Raw genomic sequence first — 20,127 nt, 5'->3', positions numbered from 1 at the left:
AGCGGCACGTACAGACAGGCCTCAGTGTTCGAAGTGCAGAACAACCCCTGCTGTCCCCCTTCGTTCAAAGGCCCGCACCCGATCCGCCAGTCGGGTGATCATCGTCGAGGACACCTGCATCATGCTGGCCTCCAGGGCCGAATCGTCCTCATCCTCCAGGAGCGCTTCCAGGTCTACCTGCCCCCCCTGGCTCAGGGTGAGCGCCTGTCCCTGGTAGGACAGGGAACAAACGACATCGACTTCATCGAAACGAACGGTCAGCGTAACCGGGCCCTTCACGGCTTGGGCATCCTGCAGGATCTCGATGACTTCCCCGACGGCCAGGCCGGCCCGTCGGATGACTTCCTCTCGCGCGCCCCAGATCTTGCCGTGATGCTCCAGGAAGTCCGTGATTTCCGCACCGGGATGATCGCTTTTCAGCTCCATGCGTGCCGTCTTCTTGATGCCAATCCGGAACAGGATATTCAGGCCGACCGCACAGAGCGAGCCCACAATCAGGCCGGACTCCAGGATCGTTCGGCTCCATTCCGGCGCTTCGTCCGCCAGATGCGGCAGGATCAGCAGGGATGACCCGATGACGATGGACAGGCCCACGGTGAAACTGCGCTTCATGTCCAGCATGCGCGAGAGAATCAGCTCCATGCCGGCCACGATCATGAAGGCCGCCGTATAGACCAGGATGCCGCCAACGACCGGCTCCGGCGTCAGCACCACCAGGCCGGCAATCACCGGCAGGAAGGCAATGAGCATCATCATGATCCCGGCAACGAAGGCAACGTGACGTGACATGACGCCGCTGGCATGCGCCAGACCTATGTTGGCCGAGGAGGAACAGCAGGACGTCAGGCCTGCGACCCCGTGCAGGATATTGCTGACAAAGATGGTCAGGGCCGAGCGCGAGACCAGGAACATGTCCGCGCGGCGCCATTTCCTGTTGCTGATCTTGTCGATGGTCAGGCTGCTTGCCATCTGCTCCATGGCCCCCATGAGCTCGACAAGCAGATAAGGCAGGATGGCCATGGGCACGAATTCCGGCATCGGCAGGTCCAGGCCGACCAACGGAACGGCAAAGAAGGACTGCCCGGAAATTCTGGCCAGGCTGTCGGAATCGAGAAAGCCCAGGACCCCGGACAGCCCTACGCCGATCACGGCACCCAGCAGGACCGCCATGATGCGCAACCGCGTGGATCCCCAGACCGAGGCCACAATGATGCCTGCCAGTGTGCCAAGCGCGACCAGAACGGCATCCAGGGAAACCTCCGTACCGCTGCTCAGGCCCACACTGCGCGATACCCCTGCGGAGATCAGCTCGACCCCGAGCATAAGGACAATCACGCCAATGACCTCGGGTGGAAAATAGGCACGCAGACGCGGCAGGTAGGGAACCAGGAAGATCAGCAGGAGGTTCGATACAATGATCGCCCCCATTGCTGCGCCAAGACCGTACAGTGAGACGGTCGCGATGTATGTGGCCAGCTGGACCGGACTGGGTATGTTGATCAGCGGCACACCTGGGGTCAGCCGCGTGCGCAGCCCCATCAGGATTGCACTGATCCCCAGCACGAACAGGGTGCTGGTGGCAAACGCCATCGTTCCCGCTGCATCCATGCCGGTGGAGCGCGCGGCCACGACGGCATAGATCAGCAGCATCATGACCAGGAGGGTGTGTTGGAAACCGATCACCAGCAGGATATTGAGGGGCGGCCGCTCCTCGAAACCGTAGAGAAGTTCCTCGGGCTTTTCACGCGGTTGCCCCTGGGGCCGCGTGATCAGCCACCTCAATGCATTGTAGAGCACCCGTTCACCCCCCCGATCACGAACCGCCAATCCCCCGTTTGCGGATCACGACTCCTACTGAAGGGCGTCACAGGCTGCCTTGCTGCTTGAGTGGATGTTGAAGATGGAGGTGAATCCGCTGATGTCGAAAACCTCCTGGACCTGAGGCTTCAAACCCGCCAGGGCTAGGTTGTGACCATTCGACTTGGCGATCTTGGCCGCCTTCAGCAGGACCCGGAGCCCGGCGGAGCTGACATAGTCCACATGCTCCAGATCCACCACCAGGGCGGCCTGTTCCTTCATGCGTTCACTGATCGCGTCTTCGAACTGCTTCGAGGTATTGCTGTCCAGCCGTCCGCTGACCGCCATGACATGCACGTTCTTGTTGCTGTACTCGTTGATATCCACGAATTCCTCCTCTTTCAGCCTGTCTCGACCGGTTTTACGAACGTCAGGTGATTGCGGCCACCCTTGCGCCAATAGCTCTGGTCCCGGGTCATTTTGCGCAGGAAATGGAGACCCAGGCCGCCGATCTGGCGGTCCTCCACGGAACTGCTGGTATCTGCCGCGTCGACCTCCAGGGGATTGAAGGCCTTTGCGTCATCGATCACCTGGGCCCGAATCCCGCCGTCCGTGGACTCCAGCGTGACCACGATCTCGTGCGCGCGCGCATCCTCATAGCCGTAGGAGACGATATTGGTGAAAATCTCCTCCAGGACGAGGTTCAGTTGCAGGGCTTCGGATTGCTCTATGCCCTCGGTCGCGCAGAAAGCCCCCACCTCCTCCGCCAGCCTGTCGAGATCGGACAGATCGTTGGTCAGCCTGATATCCACTCCGCCCCTCCGTCACCTTGCGGCGCTGCCGGATGATAGCGCCGCGCCGCTCGCGCGCCGAAGCTGCTCAGTACACGGTTCGGATTGATGCCCAGCGCATGACCGACGGCGTTCACGTCCTGATATGGCCCGACAATCTCGACCGCCTGCCCGCGCCGGAGCCTACCCGGCGGAAGAGTGGAAATATCCAGCGTGCTGAGCGTCATCGAGTCGCTTCCCAGAAAATCCAGGGCCCTGTCCGCGACATAGGCCTGACAGGTCTGCGTGAAGCGCTCGGGCAAGCCATCGGCGTAGCCCAGGCCCAGCGTCGCCGCACGCTTCGCCCGCTCCAGTCGGCGCCCACCGTAGCCAATGGCACTGCCGGCCTCAAGCTCGCGCACTGCGAGAACAGGGGCCTCCACCGAGATGACCGGCTCGCAGTTATAGTCCGGCAAGGCGGCGCTGCGCACGCCGTAGAGGGCGCTGCCGACTCGCGCCAGGTCCAGGTGCCAGCCGGCATCATGATAGAGGAACGACGAGGTCGCGACGCTCAACGGCACGACGGGCAACAGGTCGGCCAGCGCCTTCAGGCGGGCGAGCTGCCGGGCGTTGACGGGATTGGCCGGCTGCTCGAAATCGCTGAGCATGGTCATGACCAATTCCAGGGAGACGTTTTCCAGGAAGGCGCTGTTCTGCGCCAACTGCCGGAACGCCGCCTCGTCCATTCCCGCCCGCGACAGACCGGTATCGAGGTTGAGCGCCAAAGGAAAGGGCGCTGCGTTTCCCCGCGCCGCGCCGGCGCAGAGTTCCAGTTCCTCCGGCTGGTCGATGACGGGAACCAGTCCGGCCTGCGCGAATCGCTCGGGCGCATGCCCGAACAGGCCGTCCATGACGAAGATCCGGCTGTCCGACGGCAGACAGGCGCGCAGCCGTTCCCCCTCCTCGACCCCGGCCACCCAGAAGGCCCGGCACCCCGCAGCGGCGAGCGTCGTGCTCACCGCCTCCAGGCCGAGGCCGTAGGCATCCCGCTTGACGACCGCCGAGACCTCGCACCGAGCAAGATTCGAGAGGCGGCGGTAGTTCCGGGCAAGGGCATCCAGGTCGATGTGCAGGACCGCACGGGCAGTGCCCTGCTCCGCCTCGGTGCGCATGCTCTCCTGCCTGTTCTCCATCAGCGACACGGCCGCAGCTCCAGCCGGCGTCCGCCGTCCGGCAGAGTGGCGAGCGTCACACCGCGCCAGCCTTGTTCCAGCAACTCCTTCTGGCCTTCCAGGTCCTGCAGGTCCCGCAGGGCCGGTTCTGCCTCCTCGTCCGGCAGCTGCTCGTCGCGCACCAGCGTGTAACGCAGACGTCCTCCGTAGCGGAGCCCCAGTGCGCCAATCTGCATGCCGGCATTCAGCAGGCTGACCCAACTGGCCGCGTTGCCCGGAGCCGCCGTGGCGAACAGTCGCTGCATTCCCAGTGAGTCTGCCATCTCCAGACGTTCGAGACTGAGCGTCTGCTGCAGCCTGCGCCCACGCCATTCAGGGGCCACGGCGGAACCGCAGAACTTGGCCACCATGTCCGTTCCCCCGTCGCTCCAGAAGAGATGAGCCAGGTCATCCTCCTCGAGGCGGGTCTGCAGCAAGGCATAGGCTACCAGCTCGCCCTCCGCATCGAAGGCGCCAATTCCGCTGCCGCCCGGACCCAGGACCTCGTCGAAGAACTCGGGCGCTTCCGGGCGCACCCACTGGGGATCGGCCATATGCTGCAGAGCGCGGCGATGGAGATCGAGCACCTGGCCGACATCCGCCGGCTCCAGCCTGCGCGTGGTCAGTCCCTCCTCCTGCAGGGCGCGCGCCGCCGGGCTCATGTCAGGACCTCGGCGTAGTTCAGCATGGCCAGCGGCGGATAGAGCTCCAGCTCCTTGGCCACCTCCATGTTGATGATCAGCGAGAAGCGGCTGAGCGTTTCCGCGGGGATCTCGGCCGGCGTCTCGCCGTCGCGCAGAACGCCGATGACTTTGGACGCCGCCAGCTGGCCCACGGAATAATAGCGGCTGACCAGGCCCACCAGGGCGCCGCCCTCGCGCACCGCCAGCTCCGCCGCCCCGAAGGTCGGCAACCCGGCATCCAGGGCCGCCGGCGACACCCGATCGTAGATCGTGCCGAGAAAGGTGTCGGGCAGATAATAGAGCCAGTCCGCCCCCTGCTCCTTCAGGCCGACAACCAGGTCCTCGACGCCCTCGGCCGTGGGGCGTCCCTGGTCATCCTCGGCAAACGGTTGGGCCAGCAGCGTGAACCCCATCTCGTCGGCCAGTTCCTCCAGGTCCTCGACGATCACCACCGAGTTGTCCTCGTTGCGATTGTAGAGCACGCCCAGCCGATCGAAATCGCGATAGGCCTGCATGGCGCGCAACTGGGTTTCCGGCGGCACCACATGGATCGCACCGGTAACGTTGCGACCCGGCTTCGCGCGCTCGGGGATGATGCCGGACTGCACCGGCGCCGAAACCAGGGCGAAGACCACGGGAATGTCGCGGATATGATCCTCCGGCGCATCATCCTCATAGCGCCCCGCGATGCCGAGCGTCACTGTCGTCCCCCAGGTGTAGACCAGATCCGGCTGCACCTCCTGGATTTCCTCCACCAGCTCCGGCAGGCGGCTGTTGTCGCGATCGATATCGCGCCGGGTGAAGTCGGCCTCGAAGCCCTGAGCCTGCAGGTAGTCGAAGAAGCCGCGCTCTACTTCGGTCTCCCCGCGATAGGTCACCATGTAGATGTGCGGCCTCTCCTGGGATTGCGCGCGCGGCCGGCCCGACCCCGCGACCAGAGCGCTGCAAGCGCCGGCGCCCGCCAGGGCCAGTAGCCGGCGCCGACTGAAGCCGGCCCGTAGCTGAACGTCAGTCCGGCCCGTATGCGCATCTCGAGTCATGCGGTTCTCCCTGGATGACGCGGCGTCCTGTCCCGATATCGCAAGCGCGCTGGTAGCATAGGGTCTATCAGTGACACAAAAAACCTTTTAAGAAGACATTAAGCGCACTGCAAGGAATGCCAGGCCTCCCACGGCGGAGATGGCCCCCAGAACCAGCACGGTGGGCGCGAATCCCGAGGTCACGAGCAACAGGCCGGCCAGTACCGGGCCGATGGCACTTCCGCTGCGTTCGACCAGGCGGTAGAGACCATAGGCGGCATCCTCGTCCAGCCGATCTCCGCCCGCGCTCACCAGCTGACCGACAAGGCTGGCCTGGGGCGTGATCAGCATGGCCTGGGCGATTCCGAAGACCAGCAGCACCAGCGCCAGGGCCAGCTCTTGCGTCCCACCGAGGACGAACAACATCGCCAGTCCCGTCAGCAGCTGGCCGCCCACCACGTAGGGCAGCGCCCGGTTCCCGCGGCTGGCCAGACGCGAGAAGACGGGCACCAGCAGGACGGTCGCCACGGGATAGATCATCTGCAGCCGGCCGATCTCGGCCTCGCTGGCTCCGATCGAGAGCAGGTGAACGGGTACAAGATAGAAGCACAGCGCACTCAGCACCAGCTTGGCCGGCAGGGCACAACCTATCAACAGCGCCATGTAGACCGGCGCCCCGAGCAGGCGCCGCCAGCGCCCCCTCGTCTTGGGACGTTGCGCGTCTGCTGCCGCTTGCCTGCCCTCGTCCCGCGGCAGGCCCACATGACAGAGCAAGAAACTGAGCAAGGTCAGACAGGCGATCACCCAGAAGGCCCAAACGGCGCCGAGACGGTCCGACAGCAGGCCGCCCAGTGGCGGGCCACAGAGGGCCGCCACCATGATCGCCCCCACCATCACCGTCATGCCAAGCGTACGCGAGCGACCTTCCGTGCGGTCGATGATGAAGCCCTGGGAGGCCGCGAAGACCAGGGCAAACCCGACGGCCACCAGGGCATAGGCCAGCGAGAAGCTGAGGAATCCCGGCGCCAGCGCCCCTAGCCCGTAGCCCACCACGGCCACCGCCGCTCCGAGCAGGAAGGAAGGCTTGCGTCCCCAGCGCGCTGTCAGCAGGGAGAGCGGAATCTGCAGGACGGCAACCACCGCCATGAAGAGGCCGAGGGTCAGGCTGACGGCGAACTGCGGCGAGATCCAGTCCAGCCCCACCGCCAGGTGCTCCACATGGGCGGGCAGGAAGGGCCGCGTCATCTCGTGGGCGAACATGAACAGGAACAGGGGTGGCCGCAGCGCCTGGGCCCGGTCGGCCCCGGCCTCGAGGCGAGCGCCCAGCCCGAAACTCTCCGCCAGACGGTTGAGGCGCGCGGCGACCTGGCTGTCCTGGCGAATGCGCTGGCGCAGTTCCCTGTGGCGATGATGCAGCCGGGCAAGCTCCGCATCGATGCGCGAGACGAAATAGCCCGGCGTGCCGCGGTCGCTTTCGTCCTCCCCCGGCACCGGCGGATGCGGCCTCAGGTCGCCACGGGCCAACGCCTGCAGTCGACTTTCCAGCCCGTCCAGGCTGGCCGCCATGCGCCGTCCGAAGATCAGGCTGTAGAGCTCGAGACCGACCAGGACGGTGATCAGCAGGATGATTCCCAGATTGATCCAGAGATCCCGTATCAGGCGCTGGGCGAAGGCCTCGTCCACTGTAACCAGGATCTCGGCCAGCTGTTCGCCCTCCAGCCTCACCGGAGCACTGGCGGCCGTCTCGAAGGTTTCGACCCGGCCCGTACCGAGTTCGAAGGGGCTGCCCTCATCTGTCGATCGCAGGGTGATCCCGGCGAAGGCCTTGCTGTCCTCGAGGCGTTCGCGGAACACCTCTTCCACGCCGACCAGTTCGCGCAAGGGAATGCCGAGCTCCAGGGCATTTTCCACCTGCCGCGAGAGGGATTGGGCCGTGATTTCGGCACTCTGCTCGACCTCGGGCAGCAGCAGGCGTTCGCCCAGCTGGACCGAGACCAGCGTGATCGTCGTGTATCCCAGGGCCAGCACCGCCACCAGCAAAACGGCGATCTGGGCACGGATCCCGGGGCCCTGAACACGCAGTCTCGACAGTCCCGTCATGCGTCAGGCCCGTCCGCTACCCAGTTCCTCGGCGGCGCGGCGATGGACGTCCTCCAGCTCCTCGACCTGCGGGCGGGCCGCGCGCAGGGGCTCGGAGGGCGGCGCCAGACGCTCGGCCCGGCGCCGCAGGGCATGCAGGATGAACAGGAGTCCAAGAGTGGCCAGCACAAGCGCACCCAGAATGAACGGCAGGCTGTGCAGCAGCAGGTCCAGCGCCAGCGCCCGAATGGTCGACTGGGCTGCCTCCCTGTCCATCCACACCACGACGCTGCCGATCGTCTCGCCCAGGTCGTTCGAAAGCTCGCTGGTCACACTCCACCGTTCATCGGGCTCCGCTGCGTCTCCTACCCTGGCCTCACGGCTGCTGTAGAGCACCTCGCCGCCGGCACCGAGAACATCGATCTGCTGCAGGTAGCGCACGCCGACGCCCTCGCGCCGCAGGAGCGCCGGCAGGGTCTCCTGCTCCTCCAGGGCAATGCCAAAGGACTGGCTGCTGCGAATGGAGGTCGCAATCTGTTCGGCGACGGTCTCCATGCGCTCCGAAAGGGTGCCGAGGAAAGAGCTGCGCACGGCCTCGTAGCTCATGTAGACCCCCAGTGCGAGACTGAGGGCCACGATCAGCAGGAAGAAAGGTAGGATGCGACGAATCATGACGCCTGACGCCCCCGACAGCCCGACGCCTCACGGTAGTCTCCGCCGCAGAGGCCGGCAAGACCGCTGTCCGCCTGTCTAGGCATGCGCACTCACCTCCTCTGGAGAGACGGAGGCGGAATAACGGCGGATTAGCCAGACCAGCTGTTCGAACGTCCGGGTTGCCTCAAAGAGGGTTTCGCGCTCGCTCTGCTCCATCGCTTCTTCCTGGCGCAGCAGGGTGCGCCGTATACCCTCCATGGTTTCCGAATGATCGCTGGTCATGCTGTGCAGGAGGCTGCGGTCCATGGGATCACCATCCGCCATAAGGTCGTGCACCGTTACCAGCATCAGGTGGGCGACCTCGATCAGGGTATCGGCCAGCCCGGCCCTCTTGGCCTCCTCGTCAGGGGACGTCGCAGCCGGGCCGGAGAGCCCGTATCTCTCGGGTGCGACAAGGGTTTCCAGCGCCGTCAGGAAGGTCTCCAGTGTGTCGCAGAGCCCGGAAAGCAGCATGTTGCGGTTCTGCAGGGTCATGGCGCTCTCGAGGGCCTGGCCGCCGATATTGCGCTCCAGCAGATCGGTCAGGAAATGATCGATCTCGCCACTCAGGCTGCGCGAGGCCTCCAGGGTCCGCTTGGCCTCGGCCGGGGACGGAGCCTGCCCTCCCTCGACGGGGAGCAGGGCCGGAAAGCGGCCCAACAGGGCCCGCTGCTCACGTTCCACCAGAACGAGGGCGCTTTCCGGATCCTCCAGCGCCTGTTCATAGATGAAGCGGGGTCGGGCAAGCTCCTCATGCAGGGACACCGGCGAGAGGCGGGCACAGAACCGTTCCAGCGGGGTCTGGAACAGCGACCCCAGCAGGGCGCCGGACACCTGCACAGCCAGGAAGACGAGGGCGACCTGCATGCCGATCTCGGGCACCAACTCGCCGACTCCCGCGCGCAGCAGGGGCAGCTCCGTGTACATCTCGAGGTAGAACAGCGCCAGGATGAACAGCGTGCCCAGCAGCTTGAAGAAGACCTGGGACAGTGCCAGTTGGCGCGCCGTTCCCTCCATGCCGTAGGCGGTCAGGCCGACGCCGATGCCCGAGCCCAGCCCGGCGCCCAGGACCAGCAGGATGGTCTGGTCGAAGGTCAGGATGCCCAGGGAGACCATGGAGACGGCAATGATGGTGACCGTGGCCGAGGACTGCAGCAGCAGGGCGAAGAGCAGGCCGGTGATGAACTCCAGAAGATCGAAGCGGGCCGTGACCTGCAGCAGGTGCACGACCCACTCCATATCCCTCAGCGGCGCCGCCCCTTCCTTCATGAGCTGCAGCCCGAAGAACAGGAGCCCGATACCCAGCAGGGCCCCGGCCACATGGCGATATTTCTGCGACCGGTCGATGTTGAAGTAATAGGCCATGCCGACCAGGCCCAGCAGGAAGAGCACCATGACCCGCAGGTCCACGGCCGAAAGCAGGACCAGCCCGGCGGTGCCCACGTTCGACCAGGCTACCAGCGGCATGGCGGCGCTCACGCCCGTCAGACCGGCCTGGATCATGCTGATGGCGATCAGTGTCACCGCGTTGCTGCTCTGGGTCAGGCCGCCGGCCAGCACGCCCACGGCCGCGGCCGATGCGTGACTGCGTGTCGCCGCCGTCACGCGGCGCCGGAAGTTGCGCCCTGTCAGGCGCTTGAGGTTGTCGGCGATGAAGTGGATGCCGATGAACAGCAGGCCGAGCCCGGCAAAGAAGGTCGAGAACAACTCCATGGCCGGTTACGCCTCTCCTGCATAAAGAGAGGCCTTGCGGCGGCGCCCGCCAATCGTAGCCATGGAAAGTCCGCCTGTGGTCCTGGCTTTGCAGGAAAGACCCTTCGTTCTCGGCCGCACCTCAAATCCCCCTGAATTGGTCCCTGCCAAGCCGAAGGCGTACGGCACAAGCGGCTGCACAGGCAAGCCTTTCCTGTCGGAGCCGCCCAGACCGGAGCGCTGGCCGTGCGCGCGTTGCCTACTCCTCGCGATGAATGCGCAGCGGGCCGGGCGCCTGGTCGGTGGGCATCATCTGCAGGCGCGTTACGCTGACATGCGCCGGCCGGCTGGCTAGCCAGACGATGGTCTCCGCCAGGTCCTCCGCCAACAGCGGACGTGTGCCCTGGTAGACGGCCTCGGCCGTCTGCCGATCCCCCTTGAAGCGCACCTCGGAAAACTCCGTTTGCGTCATCCCGGGCTCCAGCACCGTCACACGCACGCCAGTACCCAGGAGATCGGCGCGCAGGTTGCTGCCCAGCTGGCGCACGAAGGATTTCGTGGCACCATAGACGTGGCCGCCGGGATAGGGGTATTCGCCGGCGGTCGAGCCCACCAGGATGATGTCGCCCTTGCCGCGTGCCACCATCTTCGGCAGGAAGGCATGAACCGTGGCCATCAACCCGTGAACGTTGACGTCCACCATGCGCTCCCAGTCCTCGAAGGGCGCATCCTGCGCCGCACCGCGGCCCAGCGCCAGGCCGGCATTGGCCACCAGCAGGTCCAGGTTCGGATGTGCCTCGGCCAGCTGGGAAAGTGCGTCGTGTGTCTGCGATCGCGCGCCGAGGTCGAGTTCGACCGGCGTCAGGCTGTCCGGATAGCGCTGCACCAGTGACTCGAGCCGCTCGCGGCGCCGCCCCAACGCCAGCACATGCGTACCCGCTTCGCAAAGTGCAGCCGCAGTCGCCTCGCCGATCCCGGCGGTGGCGCCGGTGACGAGGGCCGTTTCGGGTAGGGGGATCGTCATGTCCGAACTCCTGTCGTTTTGTTGTTCGCGCGGAATGCGCTGCGGCGGCAGAAGAGCCCCGAGAAGAGCCCTGCCCGATCATGAGCAATTTGACCGGAGAGGTCCATCTCAGGCGTTCGTGCCGGTAAGTAGGGGCTTCGCAGGTCCGTATTCCTCATCCGATGCCGATGGACACGACGATCAGCAGCAGCATGACGACCGTCATGAATCGAAGGTTGCTGCCCAGCGCCAGTCTTCTGGCCGACACATCGAAGATGCGGGTCGCTGCCAGGAAGCCGATGGAGCCCAGGGCGGCCATCGCCCCGAACGCCCAGCCGATCAGGCCCGACAGCCCCAGCAGCACCAGGTGCAGGACATCAGGCATGGCCGGTGCAAACACTGTCAGCAGGATTGTCACCGTCACCACCATGTGCAGGCCGAGGGCCGTCGGTACGGCAATCCCCACCATGGCGATCGCGATCAGGGCACCGGGTCCGAACATCTCCACCGTCTGCCCGACAACCTCCGAGATCTCCGGGACACGGGTGATCACACTTGCGAACACCAGGGCGCCGACGAAGATTCCCACCTCGCTGTCGAAACGGCGCCAGGCATCCAGCGTGATGCTCGTCATCTGGCGGCGGACCGCTTTCCCACGATACAAGGCCAGAGCCGCGCCCAGCGGTGGCACAAGCAGGATCGTCGCCTGCGGCGGCGTGAAGCCGAAGAGAAACACCAGGCTCAGGTTGGCTGCGATCAGGATCAGGACGGGAAAGAGCACCCGGGCCAGAGCCTCCCAGAACCGCCTGGGGAGGCGGCGGGGAATGCGGCATATCCCCAGGACGTGGGGAAAGGCCATCAGCAGGACGGCCAGGGCGAAGCCGCTGCCCAGCAGCACGCCGAAGGGCAGTCGCTCACCCAGGGATGAGGTCACCACGCCCATGGCCACGGTGAACGGCGAGAACAGTACCGCCAACCCCATGCCCCGCAGGGCCCAGCTTGCGGTTTCCTCGCGTACGGCCTGGTCCTTCTGCCGGGAAATCAGCGGCGCGACGACGCTGACGGTGCCGACGGCGAGGGGTACGGAAAACAGGAAGCCCAGGAACTGCACGGCGCCGCGCCGCGAGACCGGGCGAAACGCCACGAAGGCATCCTGGACCTCCCTGAGCTGCGGAGCCGTCTGGACGAAACTGCGAAGCGCATAGAGGCACCCCAGGAAGGCCGCGAACGTCGCCGCGCGGCCAAGACCGTCCAGAAGGGCGGGCCAGTCATCCCGATAGAAGGCGACGATCGCTCCGCCGCCGCCGAGCAGCACCGCGATCCAGCGCGAAAAACCACTGTGGTTCAGGACTGCCCCGATGGAAATCAGCAGGGCCAGGCCTCCGGCGATTCTCGTGGGCAGGACGGCCTCGGTGAGGGCCGCCGCCGCACTCAGGAACCAGAGCAGCAGGACCAGACCGGGCAGCACTTTCATCCAGGCAAGCGTCGCTGCTGCTGCCCATCTCATGGCATTTCCTCAGACAAGGGGCGTGATGACGCAATCCCTCATAGCCCGGCTGCCGCCCGCACTCAATGCCGGTGGGTGACCTCGTCGCGAGCATCCATATAGATCTCGGAGATGATCTGCCAGCTGTTATCGTTCTGCCGCCGCAGGACCTTCAGGGAGTGGTTGCGCCGGGTCGGCAGCGTATCGCCCTCGACCGTCTTCTGGCCGGAAATTTCCATATGGGTCTTGATCAGGACCACGTTCTCGCTGATCTGCCGGGCCTCGACCTGGGGCGCACCCTGCATCTCGCCGTCCGAGAAGTTCGGGTCGGCGAAGAGTTCCCGCAGGTAGTCGACGATGGCATCCCGGCCCTTCAGCGTCCGTCCGAAGGCGTTTGTCCAGTCCGCATCCTCGCTGTACACGTCCGTCAGGATATCGGCATCACGGCGGCGAAAGCCCTCGAGCAGCTTTCCCATCGTGGTTTCAATGGCCTGTTCGTCGGAGTCCATGTCCTGAAATCCCCCTCTTGTCATCTACATCCCGTCAGCGATACGCCCTGACTCAGGCGATGTGATGCCGAGATCTCACAGCCGGGGTTCAGATTCCCTTAATCCGCAGGCAACGTGAGCAACCCGGCTGCCCCGCCCATCGGCTGGCAACCTACCAGCTGTCTGGTCAGTGCGCAAAAACCTGGCTCATGTCCCGGAAGGACTTGAACTCCAGGGCATTTCCACTGGGATCCTTGAAGAACATGGTGGCCTGTTCGCCCACCTCGCCGGGAAAGCGCACGTGCGGATCGATCACGAACTCGATGCCGGCGTCCTTGAGCTGCTCGGCCAGGTCGTGCCAGCTGTCCCACTCGAGGATGGCACCGAAGTGCCGCACGGGCACCGCCTTGCCGTCCACCTCGCTGGCACGCACGGCCGTGGTTTCCTCAGGCTGCAGATGAGCGGTGATCTGGTGACCGTAGAAATTGAAGTCGATCCAGCGATCCGATTCCCGACCCACCGAACAGCCGAGCAGATCCACATAGAACTGTCGTGTTTGCTCAAGGTCGGCCACGGGAAAGGCGAGGTGGAAAGGAGGAAGGGCAGTCATGAAAAACCTCTTTCATGGGCGCGAGCAGCCGCGCGGCCGCTCGCGGGAGAGTACATTCGTTCTCAAAGAATTCCGCGAATGCCCGGGCGGGTCAAGCCATCGCTGGGCATTCCAGCTCAGCCGCAAATGCCGCCTGCAAGCATCGGATAGCCGGCCGCCACGCACAGGGTTATGGTAGGGCGAAACAGGCAGGACATCCGGTGAAGCCGAGGAATGGCCCTCCTTTACCAGGTCCAATGCGAAGGATGAGAGCAGACCCATGCAGACAGTTCAGACAACACCGCAACAGGACCGTCCGGAGCAGGAGTCCCGGGCGGTGGAGCAGGTGGAGCGGCTCTGCGCCCAGCTGGAAGCGGCGGAAGGTGTGCCCGTCCCGCTGCAGGAGCTGGCCCGGACAGCGGGGCTCAGCCCCTGGGCCACGCACCGGCTGTTCAAGCGTGTCACCGGCATCACGCCGCGCGACTACGCCCAGGCCCTGCGCGAGGGGCGCCTGCGCGGCGAACTGCGGCGCAGCGGCAACGTCACGCGCGCCCTCTATGAAGCGGGTTATGGATCCTCCAGCCGGCTCTACGAAGGCGCGGACGACGCGCTCGGCATGACTCCGGCGACCTATGCCCGGGGCGGGCGCAATGCCCGGATCGTCTACGGCCTGGCGGACTCGCCGCTGGGACAATTGCTTGTTGCCGCCACGGAGCACGGGCTGTGCTTCATTGCCTTGGGCGACGACCCGGACACCCTGGAGGCCGAGCTGCGCAACGACTTCCCGGCGGCGGCTGAACTGCGCCGCGACCAGGATGCGGTGGAGGAGCCGCTGGCGGAACTGCTGGCCTATCTCGCGGGCCAGGTGCCGCACTTCGACCTGCCGCTGGACATCCGGGCCACGGCCTTCCAGCGTCGCGTCTGGAACGAGCTGGTGGCCATTCCCTATGGCGAGACGCGCAGCTATGCCGAGATCGCCGAGCGTCTGGGCCTGCCCAGGGCGCAGCGCGCCGTCGGACGGGCCTGCGGCAGCAATCCCGTTTCGCTGGTGATCCCCTGCCACCGCGTGCTGCGTAGCGACGGCGACCCAGGCGGCTATCGCTGGGGGGTGGCCCGCAAGCGCCGCTTGCTGCGCGACGAAGCAACCGGCGCCGCAGGGAGCTGAAACCGACGCCAAGGAACAGCGGCTTCGGGCCGTTGGTTGTCGTTGCCCGAAGGCTCTGCCTGGCATACCTTCCCGGGCATGAGAAAAGCGGAGTCGCAGACCGGTCAGATCGAGCTGTCGGGGGAACAGTTCACCTATCGTCTGCGAACCTCTGCACGCGCGCGCCGCATCACCCTGCGCTTGGCGCCGCGCGACGGCAGCCTGCAGGTCACGGTGCCGCATGGGGTCACGCAGCGCCAGGTCGTGGCCTTCCTGGAAAGCCAGAGCGGCTGGATCGCCCGACGCCGGGCCGCCCTGCCCGGCCCCATCCCCTTCGCCGACGGAACCTCTCTGCCAATTCTCGGACAGACCCACTGCATCCGTCACTGCCCCGAGGCCCGTCGCGGCGTCTGGATGGAAGAGGGATACCTCAACGTCTCGGGACCTCATGCACACCTGCCGCGCCGGGTTGAGGATTTCCTGCATCGCCACGCCCGCGAGCAGCTGAACGAGCGGGCACGCCGGCTCTGCGGGCAGCTGCCTCCTCAGGCACGGCCCTTGGGGCGCGTTTCCGTGCGCGACACCACCAGCCGCTGGGGCAGCTGTTCGTCCGATGGCAATCTCAGCTTCTCCTGGCGCCTGATCTTCGCACCGGAACAGGTCTTCGACTACGTCGTGGCCCACGAGGTGGCGCATCTCGTGCACCTGGATCATTCCCGGGCCTTCTGGCAACTGGTCGCCAATCTTCAGGACGACATCAAAACGCCCCGCGTCTGGTTGCGCCGGGAAGGCAGCAGCCTGCTGCGCTACGGGGCCCGGTCATGAACGAGGAGACCGAGCTCTCCCGCACCTCCGGAATGCCGCAGGAAAGCACGGAACTGCTCTCCGGCATGACGGTGACCGGCGGACGCGTACGCCTGCGCACCCTGATCTTCATCCGCTGGATCGCCGTGCTGGGCCAGACCCTGGCCCTTCTCGTCGTCCAGGCCGGTCTGGGCTTCGACGTTCCCGTTATTCCGGCTGCCCTGATCATCGGGGCGCTTGCCTTCATGAACCTGCTGACGGCCGTGCGCCACCGCGGCACGGTCTGGCTGGGCGACGGCGTGGCCTCACTCTATCTCATCGGCGACCTTATCCAGTTGGTCGCCCTGCTGGCCATTACCGGTGGGCTGCAGAATCCCTTCACCATCCTGATCCTGGCGCCCGTCGTGGTCTCGGCCGCCACGCTCTCGCGGCGCAGCACGATCAAGCTGTCGGTAGCGGCCATCCTGGGCATCACAGTCCTGTCCATATGGTATCTGCCGCTGCCCTGGCCCTACCCGGATTTCTACCTTCCCTCACTCTATGTCGCCGGCATCCTCATCGCCATGATCCTGGCCGTGGTTTTCATCGCCGCCTACGTCTCCTCGCTGGCGCTGGAGGCGCGGCGCATGGCCGACGCCCTGGGCGCCTCCCAGCTTGCGCTGGCCCGCGAACAACGCCTCTCGTCCCTGGGCGCCCTCGCCGCAGCGGCGGCCCACGAGCTTGGCAGTCCCCTTGCCACCATTGCCGTAGTCGCCAAGGAACTGGAGCGTGAACTGCCGGCCGACAATCCCGACACGGCGCATCTGCGCGAGGATGCCTCACTGCTGCGGCTGGAAAGCGAGCGCTGCCGCCGGATTCTCAGCGAACTGGCCAGCCGGCCGGACGAGGACGAGAACACACCCTATCATCGCCTGCCGCTCACAGGCCTGATCGAGGCCGCCGCCGCACCCTTCCTGCGCGATGATCTTGTCTTTGATGTCCAGCTGAAGCCGGCAGAGAATGCGGACTTCTCCCCGGACCAGCAGCCCTTCCTGCCGCGTGACCCGGGCCTGATGCACGGCCTCGGCACCCTGCTGCAGAACGCGCTGCAGTTCGCGCGCCAGCGGGTCACGGTGGCCCTGGACTGGGACGAGTCCGAAATCCGCATCCACATCGAGGATGACGGTCCTGGGTTCGACGAAACCATACTCGGCGACCTGGGAGATCCCTATGTTTCCACCAGCGGGCGAGACGAGCGCGCCGACGGTGAGCACATGGGCCTGGGCATCTTCATTGCGCGCACGCTGCTCTCGCGCCTGGGTGCGGACGTTTCCTTCAACAATCGCGCCGAAGGCGGGGCCAGGGTTGCGATTACCTGGCCGCGCACCATTATATAGGGGCAGCAGAGGACACCGGAATGCCACCCGAACAGAGCAGCCATAGTACCCCCGCCCAGAGCGGCGCCGACAAGCGGCTTCTCATCGTCGACGACGACGAGCGGTTCTGCCAGCGACTGGCCCGCGCCATGGACCGGCGCGGCTTTGTCGTGGAAACGGCCGGCAGCGTCGGTGAAGGCATCGAGACGGCCCGTGCCCGCCCGCCGGCCTATGCCGTGGTCGACCTGCGCCTGGGCGACGGCAGTGGGCTGGACGTGGTGGAAACCTTGCGCGCCGCACGCAGCGATACGCGCATCATCGTGCTCACCGGCTACGGCAACATTGCCACGGCAGTGGCGGCCGTGAAGGCAGGCGCTACCGACTACCTGCCCAAGCCGGCCGACGCCGATCAGATCGAAACCGCCCTTCTGGCGCGCGAAGGCAGCCTGCCGCCGCCGCCGGAACAGCCCATGTCCGCCGACCGGGTGCGCTGGGAACACATCCAGCGGGTCTACGAGCAGTGCGACCGAAACGTCTCGGAAACCGCACGACGCCTGCGCATGCACCGCCGAACCCTGCAGCGCATCCTGGCCAAGTACGCCCCGCGCAGCTGACAGCCTTCAGACCTTGAGGACCGGGTCCCCCTCGGACGGCGGGGAATCCGGCTGATCCGGGTCTTCACCAGAGAGGTCGTCTCCCAGTGACGGTGCCTTGACCTGTGGCTGATCTTCGGCCGTTGCGGTAAGCGCCTGACCACTTGCGGCTACCGCTCCATAGCCCTGGGGATCGTCGCTCGTATGGTCATGCCTCTCCCGGTCCTCGGCCCCGGAGACAGTGCCGGCGCCCGTGGAGTCACCCGTGTAGTCGCTGCGGGGGTCCAGTTCGAAAACCGCGGCACTGGTCTGGGGCTCCATGTAGACGAAGTTCTCGCGCTCGTCGGCCGGCACCGGCGCCTTCATGCGGATGCGATAGACGGTGAAGGAGGCCAGCATCAGGGCGAAACTGCCCGCGGTCAGGAACAGCCCGCCCGGGCCGACCTGCGACATGACGTACGAGCCGACGAGCGGTCCGATGACCGCCCCCACGGCAAAAGTCAGAAGCAGGCTGCTGGAGGTCTCCACCGAATCCGCCGCATCGACGTAGTCGTTGGTGTGCGCCACGCAGAGCGCGTACATGGACAGGGCCATGGCGCCGAACAGCGCCCCGAAGATCATCAGCCAGGGCTCGAACTGCCCGAACAGCCAGAGACCGACGCTGCCGATGGTGGTTCCGATGCAGCCGATCACCAGGACCCAGCGGCGATCGATGAAATCTGACAGCCGGCCCAGGGGCCACTGGGCGATCGCGCCGGAAATGACCGCCAGGGCCATGAAATTGGCAACCGTCGCCGTATCCTTGCCCAAGCCGCTTATATAGGCCGGGGCGACTCCCCAGAAGATGCCGTTGCTGGCACCCACCAGCAGAGCACCGATCATGCCGACCGGTGAAAGCCGGTAGAGGCGCAGCAGCCGCAGATTGATGGTGGACGGCGGTGTCGGCGCAATCGTCCGGGTCAGGGCAACGGGCACGACGGAAAGCGCCATTACGACGGTAATCAGCGCAAACAGCCTGAAACTCAGCGGCGAATCAAGGTTCAACAGGAACTGCCCGGCCGTCACGGCGGCCAGGTTGACCATGATGTAGATGGACAGGATGCGCCCGCGCGTCTCGTTGGTGGAGCCCTGATTCAGCCAGCTCTCGATCGTCGTGTAGAGGCCGGCCAGGCAAAGTCCCGCGATAACACGCAGGGCCACCCAGATCCACGGGCTGGGAAACATGGTGTGAAGCAGCGGTATCGAGGCCACCACCGCGGCCAGCGCCGCAAAGGTCCGGATGTGACCCGCCCGGCGGATCAGGTAGGGCCCCAGCACGCAGCCCAGGCCGAAGCCAAGGAAATACGACGAACCCAGACCACCGATCATGACATCGGTGAAGTTCTCGAACTGCGCCCGCACGGGCAGCAACGTGCCCAGCAGTCCGTTCCCCAGCAACAGCAGAGCAACGGATAGTAGAAGCGCGAATAGGGGAGTCAGAGCGCTGACCATGATAGCGACCGGGAAACAAGCCAAATTTTGGGGAATCCTGGCCGCAATAGCCAGGACAAACGAAACATATCGCAAGTTGCAGGAAAAGGTATCGCAGAAGCGACCGCGGCCGTCCTTTTTGCGCTGCACAACCGGGCGCGTCAGTCGGGAAAGATCAGGTTGAGGGCATCGGGAAGCACGACGATGTCGCAGGGCAGGGCGGCAAGGATATCGCCATCCCCCTGTACGGGATCTTCCCCGGGACCAAGCACCTGGATACGCCGTGCTTCCAGGTATCTGATATCGGGAAGCCGCGGCAGCAGACCCAGCACCAGGGCCGCCGCGTACTTCATGGCGTGCAGCCGGCCGCTGCGCGTGAACAGGCAGACCTGAAGACTGGGCGCCTCCAATAGCGCTTCGGGGGCGACGACGAATCGCCCGCCGTAGTAGTGCGCATTGGCAACGATGGCGGAGCAGGCATGGACCTCCTGGCCATCGACATCCAGGCGGAATCCCGGAAACCGATAGACGAAAAGCTGCCGGCAGGTTTCCGCAACATAAGCAAGCTTTCCCACCCGGCGTTTCAGGGCCGGGCTGATGCCGGCCACCACATGGGCGTCGAACCCCACGCCGGCCATCAGCAGGAAATGCCGGCCGTTGGCGCGTCCCACGGCCACCGGCCGGACCTTGCCGCCGCGGATGCACGTCGCGATCGCCTGCCTGCCCTTCAGCACCCCGAGTTCGCGCGCTAGCACGTTCGCCGTGCCCAGGGGCAACAGTGCCAGGGGCAGGGTACGGCCGCCGGCGGTGTTCGCAAGCAGACCATTGGCCACCTCGTTGACCGTTCCATCCCCGCCGGCGGCCACCACCCGGTCGCAAGCGTCTGGAGTCAGCTGGCGGGCGATTTCCTCGCCATGCCCGGCATGGCGAGTGGGCATCTCCAGGATTTCGCAGCCGTCGAGCTGCAGCTGCTCGACGATCGCCGCGTAGGTCCGGCGCTGACGCAATCCGGCCGCCGGATTGTAGATCACCGCCAGGCGCAGCGGGCGGGAGCGGGGGGTCAGGGTGCTCGTGATACCGGTTTGGGGATCCAACAGCGTGATTCCAAGTAAATATTTCTATAATTATTACATATATATGAATATATTATGTATTTTCAAATACACAATATCTTTCTACTTAACGGACTCCAAGAGATTTTGCTATGGCTTCAGAGAAATCAGATTCCCCTTTCGATCACAAGTCTTGACT

Annotated in this window: 19 protein-coding genes; 4 read left to right on the top strand and 15 right to left on the bottom strand. The window is 65.4% G+C overall.

The features are described 5' to 3' along the window. Nucleotides 1–21 precede the first annotated feature (21 nt). The 13 genes from ACFOW6_RS13065 to ACFOW6_RS13005 form a co-directional block, all read right to left on the bottom strand. Complete coding sequence (locus ACFOW6_RS13065; protein ID WP_382422826.1) at nt 22–1,827, bottom strand: uracil-xanthine permease family protein; 1,806 nt, start codon at nt 1,825–1,827, stop codon at nt 22–24. A gap of 24 nt (nt 1,828–1,851) precedes the next feature. After that, nucleotides 1,852–2,184, bottom strand: a complete 333-nt coding sequence (locus ACFOW6_RS13060) for an STAS domain-containing protein (RefSeq protein ID WP_382422825.1) — start codon at nt 2,182–2,184, stop codon at nt 1,852–1,854. A 14-nt stretch (nt 2,185–2,198) separates the two neighbouring features. Continuing rightward, on the bottom strand, nt 2,199–2,609 hold the full coding sequence (locus tag ACFOW6_RS13055) for an ATP-binding protein (protein ID WP_382422824.1): 411 nt from the start codon (nt 2,607–2,609) through the stop codon (nt 2,199–2,201). Further along, complete coding sequence (locus ACFOW6_RS13050) at nt 2,594–3,760, bottom strand: alanine racemase (protein ID WP_382423008.1); 1,167 nt, start codon at nt 3,758–3,760, stop codon at nt 2,594–2,596. The genes ACFOW6_RS13055 and ACFOW6_RS13050 overlap by 16 nt, the downstream gene beginning before the upstream one ends. Further along, nucleotides 3,760–4,440, bottom strand: coding sequence for a GNAT family N-acetyltransferase (locus ACFOW6_RS13045; RefSeq protein WP_382422823.1), 681 nt, complete (start codon nt 4,438–4,440; stop codon nt 3,760–3,762). Before ACFOW6_RS13045 ends, ACFOW6_RS13050 begins: the two co-directional genes overlap by 1 nt. After that, nucleotides 4,437–5,501 (bottom strand): ABC transporter substrate-binding protein, encoded by a 1,065-nt coding sequence (locus ACFOW6_RS13040; protein ID WP_382422821.1) that lies wholly within the window; start codon nt 5,499–5,501, stop codon nt 4,437–4,439. The genes ACFOW6_RS13045 and ACFOW6_RS13040 overlap by 4 nt, the downstream gene beginning before the upstream one ends. An 87-nt stretch (nt 5,502–5,588) precedes the next feature. Beyond that, nucleotides 5,589–7,580, bottom strand: a complete 1,992-nt coding sequence (locus tag ACFOW6_RS13035) for an MFS transporter (protein WP_382422820.1) — start codon at nt 7,578–7,580, stop codon at nt 5,589–5,591. A gap of 3 nt (nt 7,581–7,583) precedes the next feature. Beyond that, nucleotides 7,584–8,231 (bottom strand): hypothetical protein, encoded by a 648-nt coding sequence (locus ACFOW6_RS13030; protein ID WP_382422819.1) that lies wholly within the window; start codon nt 8,229–8,231, stop codon nt 7,584–7,586. Between the two features lie 78 nt (nt 8,232–8,309). After that, nucleotides 8,310–9,965, bottom strand: coding sequence for a Na/Pi cotransporter family protein (locus tag ACFOW6_RS13025; protein ID WP_382422818.1), 1,656 nt, complete (start codon nt 9,963–9,965; stop codon nt 8,310–8,312). 238 nt (nt 9,966–10,203) lie between these two features. Beyond that, a complete protein-coding gene (locus ACFOW6_RS13020) occupies nt 10,204–10,968 on the bottom strand; it encodes an SDR family NAD(P)-dependent oxidoreductase (protein ID WP_382422817.1) in 765 nt (254 codons plus the stop codon). Nucleotides 10,969–11,122: 154 nt separating this feature from the next. Further along, nucleotides 11,123–12,454: a hypothetical protein gene (locus tag ACFOW6_RS13015; protein ID WP_382422816.1), complete on the bottom strand. Its 1,332-nt coding sequence runs from the start codon at nt 12,452–12,454 to the stop codon at nt 11,123–11,125. 62 nt (nt 12,455–12,516) lie between these two features. Continuing rightward, nucleotides 12,517–12,942, bottom strand: a complete 426-nt coding sequence (locus tag ACFOW6_RS13010; RefSeq protein WP_382422815.1) for a YybH family protein — start codon at nt 12,940–12,942, stop codon at nt 12,517–12,519. Between the two features lie 166 nt (nt 12,943–13,108). After that, nucleotides 13,109–13,531, bottom strand: a complete 423-nt coding sequence (locus ACFOW6_RS13005; protein ID WP_382422814.1) for a VOC family protein — start codon at nt 13,529–13,531, stop codon at nt 13,109–13,111. A gap of 259 nt (nt 13,532–13,790) precedes the next feature. On the opposite strand from ACFOW6_RS13005, the gene ACFOW6_RS13000 reads away from it, so the two are divergent. The 4 genes from ACFOW6_RS13000 (at nt 13,791) to ACFOW6_RS12985 (ending at nt 17,427) form a co-directional block, all read left to right on the top strand. Beyond that, nucleotides 13,791–14,675, top strand: coding sequence for a methylated-DNA--[protein]-cysteine S-methyltransferase (locus ACFOW6_RS13000; RefSeq protein WP_382422813.1), 885 nt, complete (start codon nt 13,791–13,793; stop codon nt 14,673–14,675). 78 nt (nt 14,676–14,753) lie between these two features. After that, complete coding sequence (locus ACFOW6_RS12995) at nt 14,754–15,479, top strand: M48 family metallopeptidase (RefSeq protein WP_382422812.1); 726 nt, start codon at nt 14,754–14,756, stop codon at nt 15,477–15,479. Further along, on the top strand, nt 15,476–16,834 hold the full coding sequence (locus tag ACFOW6_RS12990) for an ActS/PrrB/RegB family redox-sensitive histidine kinase (protein ID WP_382422811.1): 1,359 nt from the start codon (nt 15,476–15,478) through the stop codon (nt 16,832–16,834). Before ACFOW6_RS12995 ends, ACFOW6_RS12990 begins: the two co-directional genes overlap by 4 nt. A gap of 20 nt (nt 16,835–16,854) precedes the next feature. Beyond that, on the top strand, nt 16,855–17,427 hold the full coding sequence (locus tag ACFOW6_RS12985) for an ActR/PrrA/RegA family redox response regulator transcription factor (RefSeq protein ID WP_382422810.1): 573 nt from the start codon (nt 16,855–16,857) through the stop codon (nt 17,425–17,427). 6 nt (nt 17,428–17,433) lie between these two features. On the opposite strand, the gene ACFOW6_RS12980 is transcribed toward ACFOW6_RS12985, so the two are convergent. Then, on the bottom strand, nt 17,434–18,897 hold the full coding sequence (locus ACFOW6_RS12980; protein WP_382422809.1) for an MFS transporter: 1,464 nt from the start codon (nt 18,895–18,897) through the stop codon (nt 17,434–17,436). 140 nt (nt 18,898–19,037) lie between these two features. Then, entirely contained in the window at nt 19,038–19,970 is a 933-nt protein-coding gene (locus tag ACFOW6_RS12975) for a diacylglycerol/lipid kinase family protein (protein ID WP_382422808.1), read from the bottom strand. Between the last annotated feature and the right edge of the window lie 157 nt (nt 19,971–20,127).

Origin of the sequence: Fodinicurvata halophila, assembly GCF_042651425.1 — a bacterium.
GTDB classification, from domain to species: Bacteria; Pseudomonadota; Alphaproteobacteria; order Kiloniellales; family DSM-21159; genus Fodinicurvata; species Fodinicurvata halophila.
Note: the sequence above shows the minus strand (reverse complement) of the source record. Positions and strands in the feature narration are given on the sequence as shown.

Bases quoted from the DNA above. Each gene is read 5' to 3' on its own strand.
- ACFOW6_RS13050 (WP_382423008.1), bottom strand. From the start codon at position 3,760: ATGGAGAACAGGCAGGAGAGCATGCGCACCGAGGCGGAGCAGGGCACT.
- ACFOW6_RS13045 (WP_382422823.1), bottom strand. From the start codon at position 4,440: ATGAGCCCGGCGGCGCGCGCCCTGCAGGAGGAGGGACTGACCACGCGC.
- ACFOW6_RS13040 (WP_382422821.1), bottom strand. From the start codon at position 5,501: ATGACTCGAGATGCGCATACGGGCCGGACTGACGTTCAGCTACGGGCC.
- ACFOW6_RS13035 (WP_382422820.1), bottom strand. From the start codon at position 7,580: ATGACGGGACTGTCGAGACTGCGTGTTCAGGGCCCCGGGATCCGTGCC.
- ACFOW6_RS13030 (WP_382422819.1), bottom strand. From the start codon at position 8,231: ATGATTCGTCGCATCCTACCTTTCTTCCTGCTGATCGTGGCCCTCAGT.
- ACFOW6_RS13025 (WP_382422818.1), bottom strand. From the start codon at position 9,965: ATGGAGTTGTTCTCGACCTTCTTTGCCGGGCTCGGCCTGCTGTTCATC.
- ACFOW6_RS13020 (WP_382422817.1), bottom strand. From the start codon at position 10,968: ATGACGATCCCCCTACCCGAAACGGCCCTCGTCACCGGCGCCACCGCC.
- ACFOW6_RS13015 (WP_382422816.1), bottom strand. From the start codon at position 12,454: ATGAGATGGGCAGCAGCAGCGACGCTTGCCTGGATGAAAGTGCTGCCC.
- ACFOW6_RS13010 (WP_382422815.1), bottom strand. From the start codon at position 12,942: ATGGACTCCGACGAACAGGCCATTGAAACCACGATGGGAAAGCTGCTC.
- ACFOW6_RS13005 (WP_382422814.1), bottom strand. From the start codon at position 13,531: ATGACTGCCCTTCCTCCTTTCCACCTCGCCTTTCCCGTGGCCGACCTT.
- ACFOW6_RS13000 (WP_382422813.1), top strand. From the start codon at position 13,791: ATGCAGACAGTTCAGACAACACCGCAACAGGACCGTCCGGAGCAGGAG.
- ACFOW6_RS12995 (WP_382422812.1), top strand. From the start codon at position 14,754: ATGAGAAAAGCGGAGTCGCAGACCGGTCAGATCGAGCTGTCGGGGGAA.
- ACFOW6_RS12990 (WP_382422811.1), top strand. From the start codon at position 15,476: ATGAACGAGGAGACCGAGCTCTCCCGCACCTCCGGAATGCCGCAGGAA.
- ACFOW6_RS12985 (WP_382422810.1), top strand. From the start codon at position 16,855: ATGCCACCCGAACAGAGCAGCCATAGTACCCCCGCCCAGAGCGGCGCC.
- ACFOW6_RS12980 (WP_382422809.1), bottom strand. From the start codon at position 18,897: ATGGTCAGCGCTCTGACTCCCCTATTCGCGCTTCTACTATCCGTTGCT.